This window comes from Streptomyces sp. CNH287 (assembly GCF_000424825.1).
Genome location: NZ_AUKQ01000013.1, coordinates 99347 through 118490 on the forward strand (window position 1 = coordinate 99347; position 19144 = coordinate 118490).

14 protein-coding genes are annotated in these 19144 nt (G+C 71.4%); 4 read left to right on the forward strand and 10 right to left on the reverse strand.

Translation table 11 applies throughout. From position 1 onward, the window contains the following. The first annotated feature begins 226 nt into the window (after positions 1–226). From H299_RS34200 to H299_RS0114485, 3 genes are all read left to right on the forward strand, one after another. On the forward strand, positions 227–1348 hold the full coding sequence (locus tag H299_RS34200; protein WP_078512739.1) for a ParA family protein: 1122 nt from the start codon (positions 227–229) through the stop codon (positions 1346–1348). After that, positions 1345–2496 carry a ParB/RepB/Spo0J family partition protein gene (locus H299_RS0114480; protein WP_027748987.1) on the forward strand — a complete coding sequence of 384 codons (1152 nt, stop codon included), beginning with the start codon at positions 1345–1347 and terminating at the stop codon, positions 2494–2496. The genes H299_RS34200 and H299_RS0114480 overlap by 4 nt, the downstream gene beginning before the upstream one ends. 83 nt (positions 2497–2579) lie before the next feature. After that, positions 2580–3197, forward strand: coding sequence for a GNAT family N-acetyltransferase (locus H299_RS0114485; RefSeq protein WP_027748988.1), 618 nt, complete (start codon positions 2580–2582; stop codon positions 3195–3197). Positions 3198–3293: 96 nt separating this feature from the next. Here the strand turns inward: H299_RS0114485 and trxA are convergent, their stop codons facing one another. The 7 genes from trxA to H299_RS0114520 form a co-directional block, all read right to left on the reverse strand. Beyond that, positions 3294–3623: a thioredoxin gene (gene trxA / locus H299_RS0114490; RefSeq protein ID WP_027748989.1), complete on the reverse strand. Its 330-nt coding sequence runs from the start codon at positions 3621–3623 to the stop codon at positions 3294–3296. 73 nt (positions 3624–3696) lie between these two features. Beyond that, entirely contained in the window at positions 3697–4683 is a 987-nt protein-coding gene (gene trxB, locus H299_RS0114495) for a thioredoxin-disulfide reductase (RefSeq protein ID WP_027748990.1), read from the reverse strand. 116 nt (positions 4684–4799) lie between these two features. Then, complete coding sequence (locus H299_RS0114500; protein ID WP_027748991.1) at positions 4800–5807, reverse strand: hypothetical protein; 1008 nt, start codon at positions 5805–5807, stop codon at positions 4800–4802. Beyond that, on the reverse strand, positions 5804–6565 hold the full coding sequence (gene sigM, locus H299_RS0114505) for an RNA polymerase sigma factor SigM (RefSeq protein WP_027748992.1): 762 nt from the start codon (positions 6563–6565) through the stop codon (positions 5804–5806). The genes H299_RS0114500 and sigM overlap by 4 nt, the downstream gene beginning before the upstream one ends. Positions 6566–6629: 64 nt before the next feature. Then, entirely contained in the window at positions 6630–8537 is a 1908-nt protein-coding gene (locus H299_RS0114510) for a hypothetical protein (protein WP_027748993.1), read from the reverse strand. A 179-nt stretch (positions 8538–8716) separates the two neighbouring features. Next, positions 8717–11395 carry a murein biosynthesis integral membrane protein MurJ gene (gene murJ, locus H299_RS0114515; protein WP_027748994.1) on the reverse strand — a complete coding sequence of 893 codons (2679 nt, stop codon included), beginning with the start codon at positions 11393–11395 and terminating at the stop codon, positions 8717–8719. 34 nt (positions 11396–11429) lie between these two features. Beyond that, positions 11430–13898 carry a DUF6049 family protein gene (locus tag H299_RS0114520; RefSeq protein WP_027748995.1) on the reverse strand — a complete coding sequence of 823 codons (2469 nt, stop codon included), beginning with the start codon at positions 13896–13898 and terminating at the stop codon, positions 11430–11432. A 163-nt stretch (positions 13899–14061) separates the two neighbouring features. Between H299_RS0114520 and H299_RS0114525 the strand changes: the two genes are divergently transcribed. Beyond that, positions 14062–15588 carry a CCA tRNA nucleotidyltransferase gene (locus tag H299_RS0114525; RefSeq protein ID WP_051262479.1) on the forward strand — a complete coding sequence of 509 codons (1527 nt, stop codon included), beginning with the start codon at positions 14062–14064 and terminating at the stop codon, positions 15586–15588. A gap of 93 nt (positions 15589–15681) precedes the next feature. Here the strand turns inward: H299_RS0114525 and H299_RS34205 are convergent, their stop codons facing one another. The 3 genes from H299_RS34205 to H299_RS34210 all read right to left on the reverse strand — a co-directional run bounded on the left by H299_RS34205 (position 15682) and on the right by H299_RS34210 (position 19138). Continuing rightward, positions 15682–16128, reverse strand: coding sequence for an LppU/SCO3897 family protein (locus H299_RS34205; protein ID WP_027748997.1), 447 nt, complete (start codon positions 16126–16128; stop codon positions 15682–15684). Positions 16129–16281: 153 nt separating this feature from the next. Next, a complete protein-coding gene (locus H299_RS0114535) occupies positions 16282–17574 on the reverse strand; it encodes an MFS transporter (RefSeq protein ID WP_027748998.1) in 1293 nt (430 codons plus the stop codon). A 58-nt stretch (positions 17575–17632) separates the two neighbouring features. Further along, positions 17633–19138, reverse strand: a complete 1506-nt coding sequence (locus tag H299_RS34210) for a glycosyltransferase 87 family protein (RefSeq protein WP_037759050.1) — start codon at positions 19136–19138, stop codon at positions 17633–17635. Positions 19139–19144: the final 6 nt, after the last annotated feature.

Sequence of the window (19144 nt, forward strand, 5' to 3'; positions counted from 1 at the left end):
TACGCCAAAAAAGCGCTTAGCGTACGCATGGCGGAGTGTCGCCCGGGCCGTTGCCGGGCGGGGCTGCATGGTGTTTCACGTGAAACGACGCTCTCTGCTGCACGGAATCATCGGTCGTGGACGCGCGGCGGCTGCCGCCCCACGGGACCGGCGGCCCCTGGATGCGCCTTCTGGCGCTGATTCATCCACAGGTAAGCGGGGCTCGCTGGTTCATGACCCCGAAAGCATGGCAGGCTTTGAACTTCAGGAAGGTCCTGCCGAGGAGAGTGAACCGTTGCGGTCCGACGCCAACATCGCGGGGCCGATGGCCGATCCGGTCCCCGGTCCCCGTACCGAGTCGACTGAAGTTTCACGTGAAACGCCACTTCCCATGGACGGCTTTGGTGGGGACGTTCCTCCCGCTGTCGCCGTCCGTGAAGGTGAGGGGGCCGCACCACCTGTCGGGCGGGCCGCACAGCAGGTGATCGAGGCGATGAACCGCGCCGGCGAGGGGCTTCCCAGGCCCGAGCAGACCCGGGTGATGGTGGTCGCCAACCAGAAGGGCGGGGTGGGCAAGACCACGACGACGGTCAACCTGGCCGCCTCGCTGGCGCTGCACGGTGCCCGGGTCCTGGTCGTCGACCTCGACCCTCAGGGCAACGCCTCCACGGCGCTGGGGATCGACCACCACTCAGACGTGCCCTCGATCTACGACGTGCTCGTGGAGAGCAAGCCGCTCGCCGAGGTGGTGCAGCCGGTGCCGGACGTCGAGGGGCTCTTCTGTGCGCCCGCCACGATCGATCTCGCCGGTGCGGAGATCGAGTTGGTGTCGCTGGTGGCCCGTGAAAGCCGGCTCCAGCGGGCGATCGAGGCGTACGAGCAGCCGTTGGACTACATCCTCATCGACTGCCCGCCCTCGCTCGGGCTGCTGACGGTCAACGCGCTCGTCGCGGGAGCCGAGGTGCTTATCCCGATCCAGTGCGAGTACTACGCGTTGGAGGGGCTGGGCCAGCTGCTGAGGAACGTCGATCTCGTGCGCGGTCACCTCAACCGCGATCTCCATGTCTCGACGATTCTCCTGACGATGTACGACGGGCGGACGAGGCTGGCGTCCCAGGTCGCCGAAGAGGTGCGCAGCCACTTCGGGAACGAGGTGCTGCGGACCAACATCCCGCGTTCGGTCCGTATCTCCGAGGCTCCCAGCTACGGGCAGACGGTTCTCACCTACGATCCCGGTTCCAGCGGCTCGCTGTCCTATCTGGAGGCGGCGCGGGAGATCGCGCTGCGTGATCCGGGCGCGCAGCTGGAACAGCAGCAACAACAGCGACAGCGGCAGCAGCGGCACAGCTTGGCGGAGGGGAATCAGTGAGCGAACGACGTAGGGGACTGGGCCGAGGACTCGGCGCGCTGATCCCGGCGGCTCCCCGGCCGGCGGAGGAGGCCGAGGGCGGACCGCTCGTGGGGCGCGGGGTCACCTCGCCCACGGCGGTCCCCGTACTGACTCCTGAGCGTGGCGTGGCGGCTGCGGCGGTGACCGGGCTGCCCGAGGCCGGTGCGTCCTCCCGTGTTCTCCGGGACACGTCCGCAGCGGACGGAGGGGAGGCGGGGCAGGCGGCCCAACCGGCCGCGGAGGCACCGGAGTTCCCCGAGGAAAGCAGCTCGGGTGCGCACTTCGCGGAACTGCCGCTGGATGCGATCACTCCCAATCCACGGCAGCCGCGCGAGGTCTTCGACGAGGACGCGCTGGCCGAGCTGGTCGCCTCCATCAAGGAGGTCGGCCTCCTCCAGCCGGTCGTGGTACGGCAGTTGGCTGCGGGGCGCTTCGAACTGATCATGGGAGAGCGCCGCTGGCGCGCCTGCCGTGAAGCCGGCCTGGAGGCGATTCCGGCGATCGTCCGTGCGACGGACGACGAGAAGCTACTGCTGGACGCCCTTCTGGAGAACCTGCACCGGGCGCAGCTGAACCCGTTGGAGGAGGCGGCGGCGTACGACCAGCTGCTGAAGGACTTCAAGTGCACGCATGACCAGTTGGCGGATCGGATCGGGCGCTCCCGTCCCCAGGTCTCCAACACGCTGCGGCTCCTGCGGCTCTCGCCGTCGGTGCAGCGCCGGGTGGCGGCCGGGGTGCTCTCGGCCGGGCACGCGCGGGCGCTGCTGTCGGTGGAGGACGGCGAGGAGCAGGACCGGCTTGCGCACCGCATCGTGGCGGAGGGCCTGTCGGTGCGGGCGGTGGAGGAGATCGTCACCCTGCTGGGCACGAGTGGGAAGAGCACGCAGAAGCCGAAGGGGCCGCGTGCGGGCAGGCGGCTCTCGCCGGCGCTGGATCAGCTGGCCGGTCGGCTGTCGGACCGCTTCGAGACCCGGGTGAAGGTGGACCTGGGGCAGAAGAAGGGGAAGATCGTCGTCGAGTTCGCCTCGATGGAGGACCTGGAGCGGATTCTGGGGCAGCTGGCTCCGGGTGAGGACCAGGCGTTCGAGCAGCAGCTCTCGGAGGACCCGGCAGCCGATGCGGAGTAGCTGACTCCCCGTCCGGGGCCGGGACCCCGGCTCGGGGTTCCGGCTTCGGTGATTCAGTGGCGCCCCATGGATACGATGTGTCCATGGGGCGTCAGCTCGTTCCGCTCACGCTGGACAACCTGCCGGATCTGCCGAAGCGCTGCCGTGACTGCGTCTTCTGGGAGCTCGATCCGGTCAGTGGCGCGGCTGCGGTCAGATCGGGGCATCCGGAGGAGGAGAAGGAAGCCTGGATCTCGGCGGTCCTGCTGGAGTGGGGATCGTGCGGCCGTATCGTGCGAGTCGACGGCCTGCCGGTCGGCTTCGTGCTCTACGCGCCTCCGGCGTACGTGCCGCGTTCCGCGACCTTCCCGACCAGCCCCGTGTCGCCGGACGCCGTGCAGTTGATGACCGCCTGGCTGCTGCCGGAGTACCGGGGGCAGGGGCTGGGGCGTGTGGTCGTGCAGACGGTGGCCAAGGACGTGCTGCGGCGGGGGTTCCGTGCCATCGAGGCTTTTGGGGACGCACGCGGTCAGCACGCGGCGTGTGTGCTTCCGGCCGAGCATCTGCTCGCGGTGGGGTTCAAGACCGTGCGTCCCCATCACGCGTTTCCGCGGCTGCGCTTGGAGCTGCGGTCGACGGTGTCCTGGAAGCAGGATGTCGAGCGCGCGCTCGATCAGCTGCTGGGTGCGGTGCAGAAGGAGCCCGCGCTCCGGCCGATGTGAGTTTCACGTGAAACGGGACCCGCCTCGGAGGGCAGATCCCGTTTCACGTGAAACCTCGGCGCTTGCGTGGGCCCCGCGGCCCACGCTCGGCTTCGGTCAGGCGAGGTAGTCGGACAGGTCGCGCTCGATGGCCGCCTTGGGCTTCGCGCCGACGATGGTCTTGACGACCTCGCCACCCTGGTAGACGTTCATCGTCGGGATGGACATGATCCCGTACTTGGCGGCGACGCCCGGGTTCTCGTCGATGTTGAGCTTCACGATGGTGAGCTTGTCGCTGTGCTCCGCCGCGATGGCCTCCAGGGACGGGGCGATCTGGCGGCACGGGCCGCACCAGGCCGCCCAGAAGTCGACCAGGACGGGCTTGTCGCTCTTGAGGACGACCTCGTCGAAGGTGGCGTCGGTCGCGGTCACGGTGGCACCGGCCATGATGGTTTTCCTCTTTCTTTGCTGGCTTCGGATGGGGGCAGCTGTGGCAGAGCTGGCTGTGAGGGTGCCGAGATCAGCCTGCGGTGGCCTTCTCCGGCTCGGGCAGCGCTTCCGCGCTGGCGTGGGGAACGAGGGTGGCGAGGTACCGCTCGGCATCGAGAGCCGCGGCGCAGCCGGTGCCGGCGGCGGTGATGGCCTGACGGTAGGTGTGGTCGACGACGTCTCCGGCGGCGAAGACCCCGGGGATCTTCGTGCGGGTGGAGGGGGCTTCGACGGTGAGGTAGCCCTCCTCGTCGAACTCGAGGACGCCCTGGAACAGCTCGGTGCGCGGGTCGTGGCCGATGGCGACGAACAGGCCGGTGACTGCCAGCGGCGAGGTCTCCCCGGTACGGGTGTCGCGCAGGGTCAGACCGGAGAGCTTGCCGTCCTTCTCGTGGATCTCGGCCACCTCGCTGTCCCAGGCGAAGCGGATCTTCGGGTCGGCGAACGCGCGCTCCTGCATGGCCTTGGAGGCGCGCAGGGTGTCGCGGCGGTGGACCACGGTGACGGAATCGGCGAAGCGGGAGAGGAAGGTGGCCTCCTCCATCGCCGTGTCACCGCCGCCGATCACCGCGATGTGGTGGCCGCGGAAGAAGAAGCCGTCGCACGTGGCGCAGTAGGAGACGCCGCGGCCGGAGAGTTCGTCCTCGCGCGGCAGGCCGAGCTTGCGGTGCTGCGAACCGGTGCTGATGATGACGGTGCGCGCGCGGTGGACGGTGCCCGCGGAGTCGGTGACGGTCTTGATCTCTCCCGTCAGATCGACCGAGACGACATCGTCGGGGATCAGCTCCGCGCCGAAGCGCTCGGCCTGGGCACGCATCTGCTCCATCAGGTCCGGCCCCAGGATGCCCTCCCGGAAGCCCGGGTAGTTCTCCACCTCGGTCGTATTCATCAGTGCGCCACCGGCGGTGACCGAGCCCTCGAAGAGCAGCGGCTCCAGCGACGCGCGCGCGGTGTAGAGCGCTGCGGTGTACCCCGAGGGCCCTGAGCCAATGATGATCACGTTACGGACGTCGCTCACAGGAGCTTCCTTGTCTGCCGACTGCGTACCTGGTCCTTCTGGCGAGGTATTCACCCCACCCAACGGATACTAGGCGGCAGACATTCCCCGGTGTGCCGACGCCCGGCGCAGGTGTGTCACTCCCGCGCGTAGGTGTGCTTGGTGAGCACTTCGCCCGGCCCCTGAGCGGAGCCGCTGGTGCAGGCGGGGTCGACGACGTACGCGTCCACGAACCGGGCGTCCCCGACGTGCGGCAGTATCACGAGGTAGGCGGGCTTCCCCTGGTACGGAGCGCCGGGGTCGGCGGCCAGCGGCTTCTCCGTACGCCCGATGCCGTCCCGTACACAGCTGGGGACGGTGGTGCCGTCGTCCTCCAGCGGGGCCTGGGCGCTCGGGCTCTGCTTGGTGTCCACCTCGGGGGCCGGGGTGGCCTGCTGCTGCTTGTCCAGGAGTGCGCGGACGCGGGCGCCGAGGTCCTGGTCGGCGTCGCGTCCCGCCTCCTGCCGGTCGGCCGACGGGGGGTTGCCCGCGTTGCCCGGGGGCGACTTCCTGTCGTGGCTGGTCTCCGCGGTGGCGGACCTGTCGGCCTCGTCCGAGGAACTTTGGAAGACCAGCACGCCGCCGAGGGTGAGGGCGGCGACCGTGGTGGCGGTGGTGAGCAGGGCGACGCGCCAGCGGTGCGGGCGCCGAGCTCGCCCGGGGCCGGAAGAGGCGGGGCCCCCCGGCGCTGCGGCGTGGCCCGCCGGACGGCCCACCGCGCGGGGGGAGGGCCGTACGGGGGCACGTTCCTGGTCCGCTGTTTCACGTGAAACAGGCTGCTCGGTTTCACGTGAAACCGGACCCGCGTCGTGGTGAGTGGTCGTGGGGGCACCTGGCAGCGGCTCCGCTGCCAGGGCGGCGTCGATCCGCGCGGCGAGGTCACCCGGCATCGGTGCCGGGGCCGGCAGGGTGCCCAGCAGGGTGCGGATCTCCTCCAGCCCGCGGCGTACGTCGGCGCACGGCACGCAGTCGGTGAGGTGGGCCTCGATCTCCTCGCTCCGGGCGGCGGAGAGCAGACCTTCGTCGAGCGCGGAGAACTCCTCGACGCTCGGGTGCTCCTCGTGCCCGGAGTCGGCCGGGCCGGGGGTGCCGGAAGTGGGGGTCATGCGCTGCTGCCACCTCCGCCCTTGACTGCTCCAGGTTTCGGGGCAGCCTGCTGGGTGCCCCGCGACGGTGGGACGGCCGCCCGCCCCGCGAGGTTCCGTCCCGGGCCGGGTGCGTCCTGCCGGCCGTCGGCTTCCTGGCCGTCGTCGCGTGGCGTGCCGTCCGGGCGCAGGTGGCTGATCATGGGCAGCAGCCGGGCCCGCCCCCGCGCGCAGCGGCTCTTCACGGTGCCGACCGCCACGTCGAGGATGCGTGCCGCCTCCGCGACCGGATAGCCCTGCATGTCGACCAGGACCAGCGCGGCGCGCTGCTCGGCCGGGAGATGCCCGAGCGCGGCGATCAGCTGGCGGTGGAGGTCCTGCCGCTCGGCAGGTGCCGCCGCTGACTCGTGCGGGTCGAGCAGCGCTTCCAGCCGCTCCGCGTCGTCCGTGGGCGAGGTGCGCCGCGACGCGGTCTTGCGGGCGCGGTCCAGGCAGGCGTTCACGGTGATGCGGTGCAGCCAGGTGGTGACGGCGGAGCGTCCCTGGAAGGTGTGTGCGGCGCGGTAGGCCGAGACGAGGGCGTCCTGCACGGCGTCGGCCGCCTCCTCACGGTCGCCGAGGGTGCGCAGGGCCACTGCCCACAGTCGGTCGCGGTGCCGCCGGACCAGCTCGGCGAAGGTGTCCGGGTCCCCCGCGACGTGGCGGGCGAGCAGCTCCTGGTCGCTGAGCGGCGCGTCGTCGGCGGGCGCGGAGCGGCGGGCCTCGTCGTCCTCGCTCACCGTCGCACCCCCTTTTCGGATCTGTCACCCGGACCGTCGGCAGCCCGGGGGCGCCGCGCGGCGCTCAGCCGGAGATACGGATGTCCGTGATCCGGCCACGATAGTTGCCGTCGGTGGCCAGCGGGAGCTTTGTCAGCCAGACCAGTACGTACCGGCTGGTGACTGGTTTCTTCGCGGTGTGGTCCAGCCGCTCGCCCGTGGCGTCCGTGATCTTGCGGAACCCCTCGTACGTGCTCGGCATGGTGCTGGTGCCCTTGGGTGCGGCCAGCAGTTCGGCGGAGGTCTCGCCGTCGAACCGGACCTTGATGCTGCTGATGTCCTGGGCCTTGCCGAGGTCGAGGATGACACCGACTCCGGGCTTGAGGTTCCCGAAGTCGGGCTGCCCGTAGTAGTTGCGGGTGTACCAGAAGGACTCGGGATCGTCGTCGAACGCCTTCGGTACGGACTCCGGGTTCTCCGAGCCGTCGCCGGACGGGTCGAAGTCCTTGCCGTCGACGATCTTGATCGGGGTGTTGCTGACGGGCTCCGGGTCCGGCTTGTTCTGCGACTGGCTCGGCGGGTCGGTGTGCGTGTCGCCGTTCATCAGGGTGTCGGCGACCTGCCAGCTGCCCAGCCCGAGCGCGGCGATCAGCAGCGCGGAGACACCCCACTTGAGCATCTTGCCGGTGCGGCCCGGCAGCGCGGGCGGGGTGGGCGGCGCGGCGGCCGTACGGGCGGGACCGGCCCCGCCCGCGCCAGGCCGTACGCCGCCGGGACCGTACGGGCCGTGCGGACGGCCGGGGTGCCGGTAGGACGGCGGTGTGCTGAACGTCGGCTCCGGCGGGCGGATGCGTGGCAGCGCCGCGACGGCCCTGGCCAGCTCCGCCGGTGTCGCGCAGGGCTGCTCCTGCCGGGAGGCGGTCGCGCCGTCGTTGACGAGGGCGCGCATGGCCAGCTCGGACAGGCCGCGGTGGACGCCCGCGCGGACCTGGTCCGGCGCGACCAGGGTGTCGGCGAGTGAGCCGACCCCGCTCAGCCCGTAGGCGTCCTCCTCGTACGGCCAGCGCTCGGTGAGGGCGGCGTAGAGAAGGGCGCCGATCGCCTCCGTGTCGGCGCGCTCGGGGTGCTCGCTGGTGACCCCGCGCAGCGCCGCGCTGACGGCGAGACCGCGGACGCGGTACTGGCCGGAGCCGGTGCGCAGCACGGAGGCGGGGGTGATGCGCAGATGGGCCAGGCCCTCGCGGTGAGCGGCGGCCAGCGCCTGGGCGAGGTGGGTGACGAGCTGGTACGCCTCGTGTGCGGTCAGCGGACCGGCGGCGAGGAGTTCGGTGAGCGGGGTGGCGTCGGGCAGCCATTCGTGCACGACGTACACGAGGTCGTCGCCTTCGACGGCGTCCAGGACCTGGACGAACCGGGGGTCGCCCAGCAGTGCGGCGGAGCGGGCCGCGTCGAGCGTGGGGCGGGCGCGCGGGTGGTCGGCGGGCAGTATGTGGACGCCGACGGCACGGCGCAGCTTCTCGTCCACGGCACGCCAGCTGCTGAAGCCGTCCAGCCGGGTGACGCACTCCTCGAGCCGGTAGCGCTTGGCCAGCTTGTGGCCGCTGTGGAGTTCGGGGGGCGCGGGCGATGCATCCGGTGCGGGCTGCGTGTCCGCGGCCGTCGGCTCGGGAGGCTCGTCCGTCGCGGCCGGGGCGGGCTCGGCACCCGCTCTGGCCGCTGCGTCTGCCTCTTCGCCCCGCTGCGGCTCGTCCGCGCGGTCCGGGCCCTCCTCCGCCGGGGCCTCCGTGACCGGTGGCCCGTCGGAGACCGGTGGCGCCTCTCCCGGTTCCTGCCCGTCGGCAGGCCCGGGGGCGCCGGTCTCGGTGTTGGTGTCCTTGTCCTCGTGCCCGTCGCTCACACCGTCAGCCGTGGCCTCGTCCGCATCGGCGGACAGCGGCGTGTCCTCGCCGCTCGTACTGGCCACGTCGACGGCGGCTGTGCTCCGTTCCGCCACCGTCGTTCCTGCCTCCCCAATCGATTTGCAGCCGGGTTCTCAGAACAGCCCAGAGATCATTGTGCCTACAGCCCGCCGTCATGCACGACACACGGTGGTGGTGGATGGTTGTGCTCGGTGGCCGTAGTCACGTCCTCCCCCGCTCGTCGTCTCCGTCGTCCGTACCGTCATCGCGCCCGTCACCTGCCGAGTCGGGCGCGGACCATGCCCACCATGGCGTTGATCTCCTGCACGCGCATCCGCTTCGCCGTGACGACGAACACCAGCGCCAGCACGGCGCCGCCCGCCAGCAGCGCGCAGGACGAGCCCACCATGCCGCTGCCCAGCGACTGCGTGATCGCGTACGCGGTGGCACCCGCGGCCAGCGCGGCCGGCACGCTGGCGCCGCTGAGCCGGGCGTACGTACGCACGACGCGGGCGCCGTCCAGGTCGCCGCCCAGCTTCTCGCGCAGCCGCCGCCAGGCGATCCCGACGCCGATGATGAACGCCAGGCCGTAGGAGGCCGCCATGCCCACGACCGCCCAGCGGGCGGGCAGCAGCAGGAAGCTCAGGCCCGCTCCGGCACCGTTGACGGCGGCGACGATCACCGTGTTGTAGAACGGCGTGCGCGTGTCCTCGTAGGCGTAGAAGGCGCGCAGCACGACGTACTGCACGGAGTAGGGGATGAGGCCGAGGCCGAAGGCCATCAGCATGTAGCCCATCGACTGGGCCGCCTCGGTGCCGCCCGACCCGTAGATCAGGGTGCACATCGGGATGCCCAGGGCGACGAAGCCGAACGCGATGGGCACCATGGCGACGGCGGAGTTGCGCAGCCCCTGGGAGATGTCGTCGCGCACCGCGCCGTTGTCGCCGTCGCTGGCGGAGCGCGCCAGCCGGGGCAGCAGGGCGGCCATCACGGAGACGGTGATGATGGAGTGCGGCATCGTCCAGATGAGCTGGGCGTTGGAGTAGGCGATGTAGTTGGTGCCCGGATGGCCGTCGTCGTACGCGTCAGCGCCCGCCCAGGTGGAGAGCTGGGTGACGATCAGCACGCCCGCCTGGTTGGCCAGCACGAACAGCACGGTCCACTTGGCGAGCTTGGCGGCCTTGCCGAGGCCGTGCCCGCGCCAGTCGAAGCGGGGCCGGATGCGGAAGCCGGCCGCCCGCAGGTACGGGATCATCGCGAGCGACTGCACGACGAGCCCGAGCAGGGTGCCCATGCCCAGCAGCCGGACGCCCTCGTCCGGGATGGTCCTGACGTCCAGGCCGGAGGTGCTCGCGCTGCCGTAGACGGCGAGGAAGAGCGAGATGGTGAAGATGATGACGATGTTGTTGAGGACCGGCGTCCACATCATCGCGCCGAAGCGCCCCCGCGCGTTGAGGATCTGCCCCATCACCACGTGGATGCCCATGAAGAAGATCGACGGCAGGCAGTACCGGATGAAGGTGACCGCGACTTCGGCGGTCTCCGGCTCCGAGGCGAACTTCACCGACATGACCTGGAGCAGCTGCGGCGCGAAGAAGATCGCGGCGACGGTGAGCAGGCCCAGCAGCACGGCGACGAGCGTCAGCAGCCGGTTCGCGTACGCCTGGCCGCCGTCCCGGTCCTCCTTCATCGCCCGCACCAGCTGCGGCACGAAGACGGAGTTGAGGCCGCCGCCCACCGTCAGCACGTAGAGCATCGTCGGCAGCACGATCGCCAGCTGGTACGTCTCGCCCAACGGGGTCGCGCCGAGTGCGACCACGATCAGTGCCGAGCGGAGGAAGCCGGTGAGCCGGGAGACCAGGGTGCCGGCGGCCATGATCGCGCTGGAGCGCAGCAGCCCGGCCGCCTTGCCCCCCGCGCGAGGCGGTGCGGTGCCCGCGGGAGCCTTCTCGCCTCCGGCGGCGGGCGCCTGCTCGGGCGTCCGGGGGTAGCCGTGGGGCGGCTGCTGGGCGGCACCGGGGTATCCCTGCGGGGCCCCTTGGCCCCCACCACCCTGGCCCTGGTCGTGCTGCGGCGGGTGCGACTCCTGGTCGCGGAAGAGGTGCGCGAACGGGTCGTGCCCGGCGGGCTCCCCGCCGACCTGCCGGTATCCGGGGCTCGGGGGAGGGCTCAGCAGATCGCTTATGCCGTTGAACTGGATGGTCGAGGGGTCGTTGCCGTACTGCATGTACTGGGTGGGCCAGTCCGACTCCGGCGCCCACTGGCGCGGGTCGGGCGCGTAGCCGCCCTGCGGTTGCGGCTGGTGCTGCTGGTACGGCTGGTGGCTCTGCTGGTGCTGGTGCTGGTCGTGCTGAGCCCGCGGATCGGGATAGACGTCCTGGGGCGGCGGCTGCGGGGCGCGGTCGTAGCGCGGGTCCGTCAGCGGGTCGACCTCGGGCTCCAGCCGGGGGTCGACCCGGGGGTCCGGCGGGACGGGCCCCGGGCTGTGTCCCTGGGCGTGGCCCTGGCCGCCCTGGTCGAGGTAGGGGTCGGGCGGGTAGGGGGCCTGGCCGTACTGGTTCTGCGGGTACTGGTTCTGCGGGTACGAGCCCTGCGGGTAGCCGCCCTGACCGTACGCCTCCCCGCCCTGCTGCCCGTGCTGCCCCTGGCCGTAGGGGTCGCTGCCGTACGGGGTTTGGCCGTAGGCGTTCTGGCCGTACGCGTCCTGCGGGTACGAGCCCTGCTGCCCGTACGGGTCCGGGTCGTGCGGGCTCTGGTGCTGGCTCTGTCGGCCGGGGTGCTGGGGGTGCTGCGGCGGCTGCGGGTGCTGGGGGCGTCGCCCGTACGGGTCCTGGCCGTAGCCCTGGCCGTCGTCGTACGGGTCGTGCGGCGCGTCCGGCTGTGCGTAGGGGTCCTCGGGAGGCGGCGAACCGCCGGGCGTCTCCCCCCGGTCACCGTCGTACGGCGCGTTCATTGCCACCTACCCTTGCCCTGCTCGCCAGGCCGACTCAACGGTCCACTTTCTCACCCGTGCCCTGCGGGCCACCGCTTTCCCCAGAGGTGTCCGTACCCCGCTCACCCGGCTGCCCGGCGCGGGAGGGCCCTTCGGACATGCCAGGCTCCGCCCCCGTGCTTCCTTCACCCGTTGACCCTTCCCCGTTCTCGGCGTCTTCCCCCTCCGAAATACCCGCAGGTGCGTCCGGGTCCGCGGCCGGGCCCCGCCGCTTGCGCTGCGTGTACATCCGGATGCCCGCGAGGACGACCAGCAGCACGCCGCCGGCGATGACCAGCAGCACCGTCGAGGTGATGGAGGTGACCTTCACCTGGAAGCTCATCGGCGGCCCGTACGGCTTGTCGTCCGAGGTGAAGAGCTGGGCGGTCACCGTCGTCCGGCCGTTGGCCTTGGCCGTGGTCTCGAACTTCACGGACTGGCTGTGCCCGCCGTCCACGACGACCGGCTGGCCGTCCTGGACCTCCAGGCCGATGCGGCTGGAGGAGAGCCGCAGTTCCAGCCCGTCCACCCCCTGCACCAGGTTGTTCTGCACGGTGACCGGTATGGTCGCGCTGCGCCCGGAGAGCGTGAGGTCCGACTTCTGGATCAGCTGCACCTCGCGGGTGAGATCCACCAGCCGCTCCTGCACGGATCTGCGGAACTGCTTCGCCTCGTCCGGCGCCCCGCGCCAGGAGCTGGACACCTCGCGGTCTATGGCGGTCCCGAAGGGCGTGACGACCCGGTCCTCGATGGTGAGGATCTTGGTGAAGTCGCTCAGCGTCCCCTGCGTCTCCTGGATCTGCCGGAACGCCTCGGCGGGCAGTTCCTGCTTGCGCAGCGCCTGCGGATAGGCGCCGGGTCCGGGCACGGTGCGCTTGGCGGACGGGTCGGGCTTGGCCTTCGCCGCCTCCGGGAGGCTCAGATCGGTGGTCCAGGCACCGCTGTCGGACAGCGCCCGCAGCGCGGCGGCCATGGACTGCGCCTGCGAGACGCTGGGCATCCGCTGCGGCGCCACCACGATGCTGCGCTGCCGGTTCGGCACCTGCTGGGTGATCGACAGGGTCTCGGCGAGGAACCGCTGGACCGCCTGGGTGGCGGACCCGGCATGGGCCAGGTCGTGCCGGAACACGGTGGACAGCCGGTGGTCCGCGACGACCGCCGTCGTCCCGCCGCCGATCGGCCGCGCGCCGGTCGGGGTGTACGGGATGCCGCCTTCGCGGAGGCTGTCGCTGCGGGCGATGACGTGGTGCGCGCCTCCGGAGGTGGCGACCTGGACGACGGAGGAGTCCACCGCGCCCTCGACGGGCCAGGCGAAGTCGGTGTTCGGCTTGGTGTGCAGGACCGTCTCGACTGTGCGCGAGCCCCGGTCGGTGGCGGGGCCGAGGCGGCTGAGGGTGCCGGGCACCTCCCCGCCGCGGTGCGCCAGCGAGGCCAGATCGGGGTCGGCGAAGGGCAGCGCGATGATCTCGTCGTCCCCCACCGCCTCCTGGAGGCTCGCCAGCCACTGCTTCGCCGCCTCCTGCCCCTTGCCGGGCGCGGTGCCGCCGTCCTTCGTCCGCACCTCGTAGGGGTCGGTCATGGCGTCCACGCTGGCGAGCAGGTCCGGGTCGATCACCCAGGTGACCGGCAGGTCGGCGCCGAGCGCGACGAGCTGCTGGAGCCGGCCGCCGGGCGCGATGGCCTTGGCGAGGTCGTCGTTGCGGAAGACCGAGGGCTGCTCGTCGTCGGACTCCGCGCGCGCGGTCAGGTGCGGGGAGGAGATCAGCGGCCACATGAACGTCAGCTGGGTCTTCGTCTGCGCCTCGGTGGCCTGCCAGGGCAGGAAGCTTCGGCGGATGCCGAGGAGCTGCGGGTACGGGCGGGCCTTGGTCTGGCCGGTGAGGGAGACGGCGAGCTGGTAGATGCCGCTGACGCCGAGCCCGAGGTCGTCGACCGGCACGGTGATCGAGAACTTGCGGGTGACACCCGGCCGCAGCGCCTTGATCTTGGTGGTGTGGCCGGCGATCTCCGGACCGTCCACGCCGGGCAGGTAGCCGGAGCGGCGGGCGGACTGGTCTATCGTGCTCCGGCTGGTCATGGGCGCGCTCAGCCGGAGGCCGAGGTGTGCGTCGGCGATCGTGGCGTCGCCCTTGTTGGTGACCGTGCCGGAGAGGGTGAGGTTCTCGCCCGCCTTCGGGATGGCGGGCGTGAGCGCGTTCACCGAGATGTCGGTCGTGCGCGAGCCGCTGGGAGCCTTGGGGGTGGCGGGCTTCCGCGAGGATGCCGCCTGTGTGCCCTGTGCGGCCGTCACGGAGTCCTGGACGGCCTGTGCGGCCCGGGTGGCCCCGACGGACGCCGGGGCCGGCGCCGCGCCCTGAGCGGCTGCCTGTACCGGTAGCGCGCCGCCGAACAGCGACGCCGTGGTCAGCAGGGCGGCCAGTGCGCGTCGTGACCACCTGCGGACGGGAGCGGTCGGGGTGCCCTGCGTCTCAGCCGCCTCGGCCACGCGGTTTCCGTCCTGTTCGTTGCGTCGTGGGTGTGTGCTGGTTCTGAACCCCCGATGTTATCGATGTCCCGGCCCCGGCAGTGCCACGGCTGCCGCCATCCGGCGCGGCCGGGCCGGGGACGCCCGGCACGCCGACCGGAAGGTCAACGTAACCTGTTCTGCTGTGCCGAACGCCAACGATGACAGCCAGCAGACAGAGCAGCCCGAGCGGGAGCCCCGGCGGGCCCCGGACACCTCCTCCCAGGAGCTGAGCGAGGTGCAGCAGCGGGCCGTGAGCGAACTGCTGCGGGTGTCGCCGGTGGCTGACGACCTCGCCCGCCGCTTCCAGCAGGCGGGTCACCGCCTCGCCCTCGTCGGGGGGTCGGTACGGGACGCGCTGCTCGGCCGGCTCGGCAACGATCTGGACTTCACGACGGACGCCCGCCCGGCAGACGTACTGGCGCTCGTACGGCCCTGGGCCGACGCGGTCTGGGACGTCGGCATCGCCTTCGGCACGGTCGGCTGCAAGAAGTACGCCGCCGCGGGCGGGGACGGGGAGGCCGGGTCGGTCTTCGACATCGAGATCACCACCTACCGCTCCGAGGCGTACGACCGCACCTCCCGCAAGCCCGAGGTGTCCTACGGTGACTCCATCGAGCAGGATCTGGCCCGCCGCGACTTCACCGTCAACGCGATGGCCGTGGCGCTCCCGGAGAAGGTCTTCGTCGACCCGTACGGCGGGCTGGAGGACTTGGCGCGGCAGGTGCTGCGGACGCCGGGGACGCCCCAGGAGTCCTTCTCGGACGACCCGCTGCGGATGATGCGGGCCGCGCGCTTCGCCGCCCAGCTGGACTTCACGGTCGCCGACGACGTGGTGGCCGCGATGCGGGCCATGGCGGACCGTATCGACATCGTCTCGGCCGAGCGGGTCCGCGACGAGCTGAACAAGCTGCTGCTGTCCGCGCATCCGCGCAAGGGGCTGCGCCTGCTGGTGGACAGCGGGCTCGCCGGGCGGGTGCTGCCGGAGCTTCCCGCGCTGCGGCTGGAGCGCGACGAGCACCACCGGCACAAGGACGTCTACGACCACTCGCTGATCGTCCTGGAGCAGGCCATCGACCTGGAGGAGGAGGGGCCGGACCTGACGCTGCGGCTGGCGGCCCTGCTGCACGACATCGGCAAGCCCCGGACCCGGCGCTTCGAGCAGGACGGACGGGTCTCCTTCCACCACCACGAGGTGGTGGGCGCGAAGATGACGCGGAAGCGGATGACGGCCCTCAAGTACTCCAACGAGCTGGTACGGGACGTCTCCCGGCTGGTCGAGCTGCACCTGCGCTTCCACGGCTACGGGACGGGCGAGTGGACGGACTCGGCGGTCCGCCGGTACGTACGGGACGCGGGGCCCCTGCTGGGGCGGCTGCACAAGCTGACCCGCTCGGACTGCACCACGCGGAACAGGCGCAAGGCGTCGGCGCTCTCCCGGGCGTACGACGGGCTGGAGGAGCGCATCGCGCGGCTCCAGGAACAGGAGGAGCTGGACGCGATCCGGCCGGACCTGGACGGGAACGACATCATGCGGACGCTGGGGGTGGGCCCGGGGCCGGTGATCGGCAAGGCGTACCAGCATCTGCTGGAACTCCGGCTCGAGCACGGGCCGATGACGCGGGAGGCGGCCGTCGCCGAGCTGGAGAAGTGGTGGGCCGCCCAGCAGTAGACCGGGCCGCGGACGCAGAAGCGGGGTGGTGTTTCACGTGAAACACCACCCCGCCTCGCGCTGCGCCGGCGGACGACAGCGCGGGTACGGCGACTACGCCTTGTGCGGCGACAGGCACAGCGTGAAGAGGGTGTCGCTGCCCTTGGTCTCCGAGTACTCCGCGTACTTGTTGCGGTCGCACTTGCCCTGGCCGTCGTGCTTCTCCGCGACCTTGTACTCGGCCTCGGACGAGGTGCAGTCCACGACCTCGACGTCCGGCTTGAAGTCGGAGCCCTTGTTGACGACGCAGTCGCCCTTCTTGGCCTGGTCCGCGTCGTCCTGGCTGGATATGTATCCCACGATGCCGATGGTGACGGCGGCGACCGCGGCGATGCCGATGAAGATCTTCTTCATCTTCCCGCCACGCGCCGGGGCGGGCGCCGGCGGCACGGGGGCGCCGCCGCCCGGGTAGCCGTATCCACCGGGGCCCGGCTGGCCGGGACCGGGCTGGCCGGGGGGCTGCTGACCGTAGGGGTTCTGGCCCTGTGGCGGAGTGCTCATGGGGGTACCTCTGGTTCGGGTGGTTCGGATGAGTGGCACAAGTCGCACGGCGTACGACGTGACGCGAGTAAGCTATCGATAAAGGAGTGAACTTGAGAGGTCAGGGCGGGTCCTGTGGCAGCGATGTGACAGTTGTGACGTTCAGGCCACGGTTTACTTCCGCTGAAAACGGGTCATAGCGACGGCTACGGCGAGATAGACGCACGCCACGGTGGCTACGAGAGGGACCGAACGGCCGTCCGTCGGCAGTATCAGGGCCGCGACTCCGGCGGCGCCGACGAAGGCGACGTTGAAGAGCATGTCGTAGAGCGCGAACACCCGGCCGCGGTAGGCGTCGTCGACCGACGACTGCACGGCGGTGTCCGTCGCGATCTTCGAGCCCTGGGTGACCAGGCCCAGGACGAACGCGGCGATCAGCATCGGCACGGGGGCGAAGGTCAGCCCCAGCGCGGGCTCCAGCACGGCCGCCGCCCCCGCGCAGCAGGCGATCCAGCCCAGCTGCCCGGCCCGGCCCACCGCCCAGGGGGTGAGGACCGCGGCGGCCAGGAAGCCCACGGCCGAGACGCCCACCGCCAGTCCGAGCCACCGCAGCCCCTCCTCCGAGTCGCCCGCCGCGGCGCTGCCCGCGTCGCCGCCGCCCCAGGCGTACCGGCAGAGCATCAGCAGCATCACCGTCAGGGCCCCGTAGCAGAAGCGCATGAGTGCCATCGCCGTCAACGTCCGCGCGGCGGTGCGCCGTTCCGCGAGGTGGCGCAGTCCGGCGAGCAGCCCGCGTGCGGTGCCGGCCACGGCGGCGCCGAAGCGGGGCTGCACACGGGACGGTTCGGGGCCCAGTACGTCGCGGTGCATCCGCAGCGAGGCGAGGCCTGCCAGCAGGTAGATGACGGCACCGACCACCACGACGAGCGCGTCCGCGCCGTGCCCCGCGGGAGCGAGCAGCCGTACGAGGAAGGCGACCCCGCCCCCGGCGGTGGCGGCGATCGTTCCGGCCGTCGGTGACAGGGAGTTGGCCATCACGAGCCGCTCGTCGTCCACGACCCTGGGGAGGGAGGCCGAGAGGCCGGCCAGGATGAAGCGGTTGACCGCGGTGACCGAGAGGGCGGAGAGGTAGAAGAGCCAGTCCGGCACGGAGCCCAGGATCAGGGCCGCCGTGCAGAGCGCCATCCCGGCCCGCAGCAGATTGCCGAACAGCAGCACCTGGCGCCGGCGCCACCGGTCCAGCAGCACGCCCGCGAACGGGCCCAGCAGCGAGTACGGCAGCAGCAGCACCGCCATCGCACCGGCGATGGCGGCCGGTGACGTCTCCTTCTCGGGCGAGAAGACGACGTAGGTGGCCAGGGCCACCTGGAAGACGCCGTCGGCGAGCTGGGAGAGCAGCCGCACGGTGAGGAGCCGCCGGAAACCCGGGAAGCGCAGCAGCGTGCGAAGATCACCGACGAGTGGCATGGGGTCCACCCTCACACACGTTTCACGTGAAACACGTGCCGGGCCCGTACGCCGGATCTCATCCGCTCGGCGGCGTACCCCAGTGCACTTCGGGGGCCGGGTCGTCCTCCGGTACTGCGGCCCGTCCGCGGCGGGCAGCCCGGCCGAGCACGAAGCGGTCCGGTGCCTGGTCGAGGACCCCTCCCGCCGGGTCGTCGGAGCCGTCCTGCCGTACGACGTCCCGCTCGGGCATCAGCGCGTCCCGGACGATGACCGCGCACAGGTAGAGCGTCCCGGCCAGATGCACGAGGATCACCAGCTGGTAGCCCTCCTGCGGCAGCCCCTGGTGGTCGTCGCCGCTGCTGGTGTAGCCGAGGTACATCCAGATGCCGAGGAAGTACATCACCTCGCACGCCTGCCAGATCAGGAAGTCACGCCACTTGGGACGGGCCAGCGCGGCCAGGGGGATCAGCCAGAGCACGTACTGCGGCGAGTAGACCTTGTTGGTCACGATGAAGAGCGCGAGGACGAGGAAGGCCAGCTGGGGGAAGCGCGGGCGGCGCGGGGCGTACAGCGCCAGGGCGGCGATCCCCGCGCAGCCCAGCAGCATCAGCCCCGTCGCGTAGGTGTTGGCGTCCTCCAGCGGGTTGCCCGTGCGCTGGGAGATGACCAGCCAGAACGAGCCGAAGTCCACCGGCCGCTCCTGGCTGAAGGTGTAGAACTTCGCCCAGCCCTGCGGGGCCCACAGCATCACGGGAAGATTGACGCACGCCCAGGAGAACAGCGAGCCCAGCAGTGTGGCGCCGAACGCCCGCCAGCGTCCCGCCCGCCAGCACAGGAGCAGCAGCGGGCCCAGCAGGAGCAGCGGGTAGAGCTTGGCGGCGGTGGCGAACCCGATCAGCACACCGGCGGCGAGTGGCCGGCTGCGGGACCACAGGAGCATCGCGGCGGCGGTCAGGGCGACGGCCAGCAGGTCCCAGTTGATGGTCGCGGTGAGCGCGAAGGCGGGCGCGAGCGCGACCAGCAGCGCGTCCCAGGGCCGGTTGCGGTGGGTACGGGTGACGCAGACGGCGAGGACCGCCACACACACCATCAGCATGCCGCAGTTGACCAGCCAGTACGCCTGCTCCTGCTCGACGATGGAGCCGCCGCCGGGCGTCATCCAGGCGGCGACCTTCATGAACAGCCCGGTGAGGACCGGGTATTCGAGGTACTCCATGCCGCCGGAGGTCTCCTGCGGGATGCGGTCGAAGTACGGCACCAGGCCGTCGGCGAAGCCCCGCCCGGCGTACAGGTGCGGGATGTCCGAATAGCACGCGTGTGCGTATTGGGCGCCCTGTCCGAAGAACCAGCCGCCGTTGTAACAGGGCAGCTTCTGCACCATGCCCAGCGCGAACATCCCGAGCGACACCAGCACGATCACCCGCACCGGCGTCCACCAGCTGAGCCCGACCGCGGCGCGTCTGCCCGCCGGGCCGCCGATCAGCTCGCTGCCTGCTGCGGCGACCTCGTCCTGCTCGGTGGGACGGACGACCCCCAAGGATGCCCGCGCCGCCGACTGCCGCTTCGGGTGCACGCTCGTCATGGCTCA

What these genes read in the sequence shown, in the direction of transcription:
- H299_RS34200 (WP_078512739.1), top strand. Translation starts at nt 227, where the DNA reads ATGGCAGGCTTTGAACTTCAGGAAGGTCCTGCCGAGGAGAGTGAACCG.
- H299_RS0114485 (WP_027748988.1), top strand. Translation starts at nt 2,580, where the DNA reads ATGGGGCGTCAGCTCGTTCCGCTCACGCTGGACAACCTGCCGGATCTG.
- trxA (WP_027748989.1), bottom strand. Translation starts at nt 3,623, where the DNA reads ATGGCCGGTGCCACCGTGACCGCGACCGACGCCACCTTCGACGAGGTC.
- H299_RS0114500 (WP_027748991.1), bottom strand. Translation starts at nt 5,807, where the DNA reads ATGACCCCCACTTCCGGCACCCCCGGCCCGGCCGACTCCGGGCACGAG.
- murJ (WP_027748994.1), bottom strand. Translation starts at nt 11,395, where the DNA reads ATGAACGCGCCGTACGACGGTGACCGGGGGGAGACGCCCGGCGGTTCG.
- H299_RS34205 (WP_027748997.1), bottom strand. Translation starts at nt 16,128, where the DNA reads ATGAGCACTCCGCCACAGGGCCAGAACCCCTACGGTCAGCAGCCCCCC.
- H299_RS0114535 (WP_027748998.1), bottom strand. Translation starts at nt 17,574, where the DNA reads ATGCCACTCGTCGGTGATCTTCGCACGCTGCTGCGCTTCCCGGGTTTC.
- H299_RS34210 (WP_037759050.1), bottom strand. Translation starts at nt 19,138, where the DNA reads ATGACGAGCGTGCACCCGAAGCGGCAGTCGGCGGCGCGGGCATCCTTG.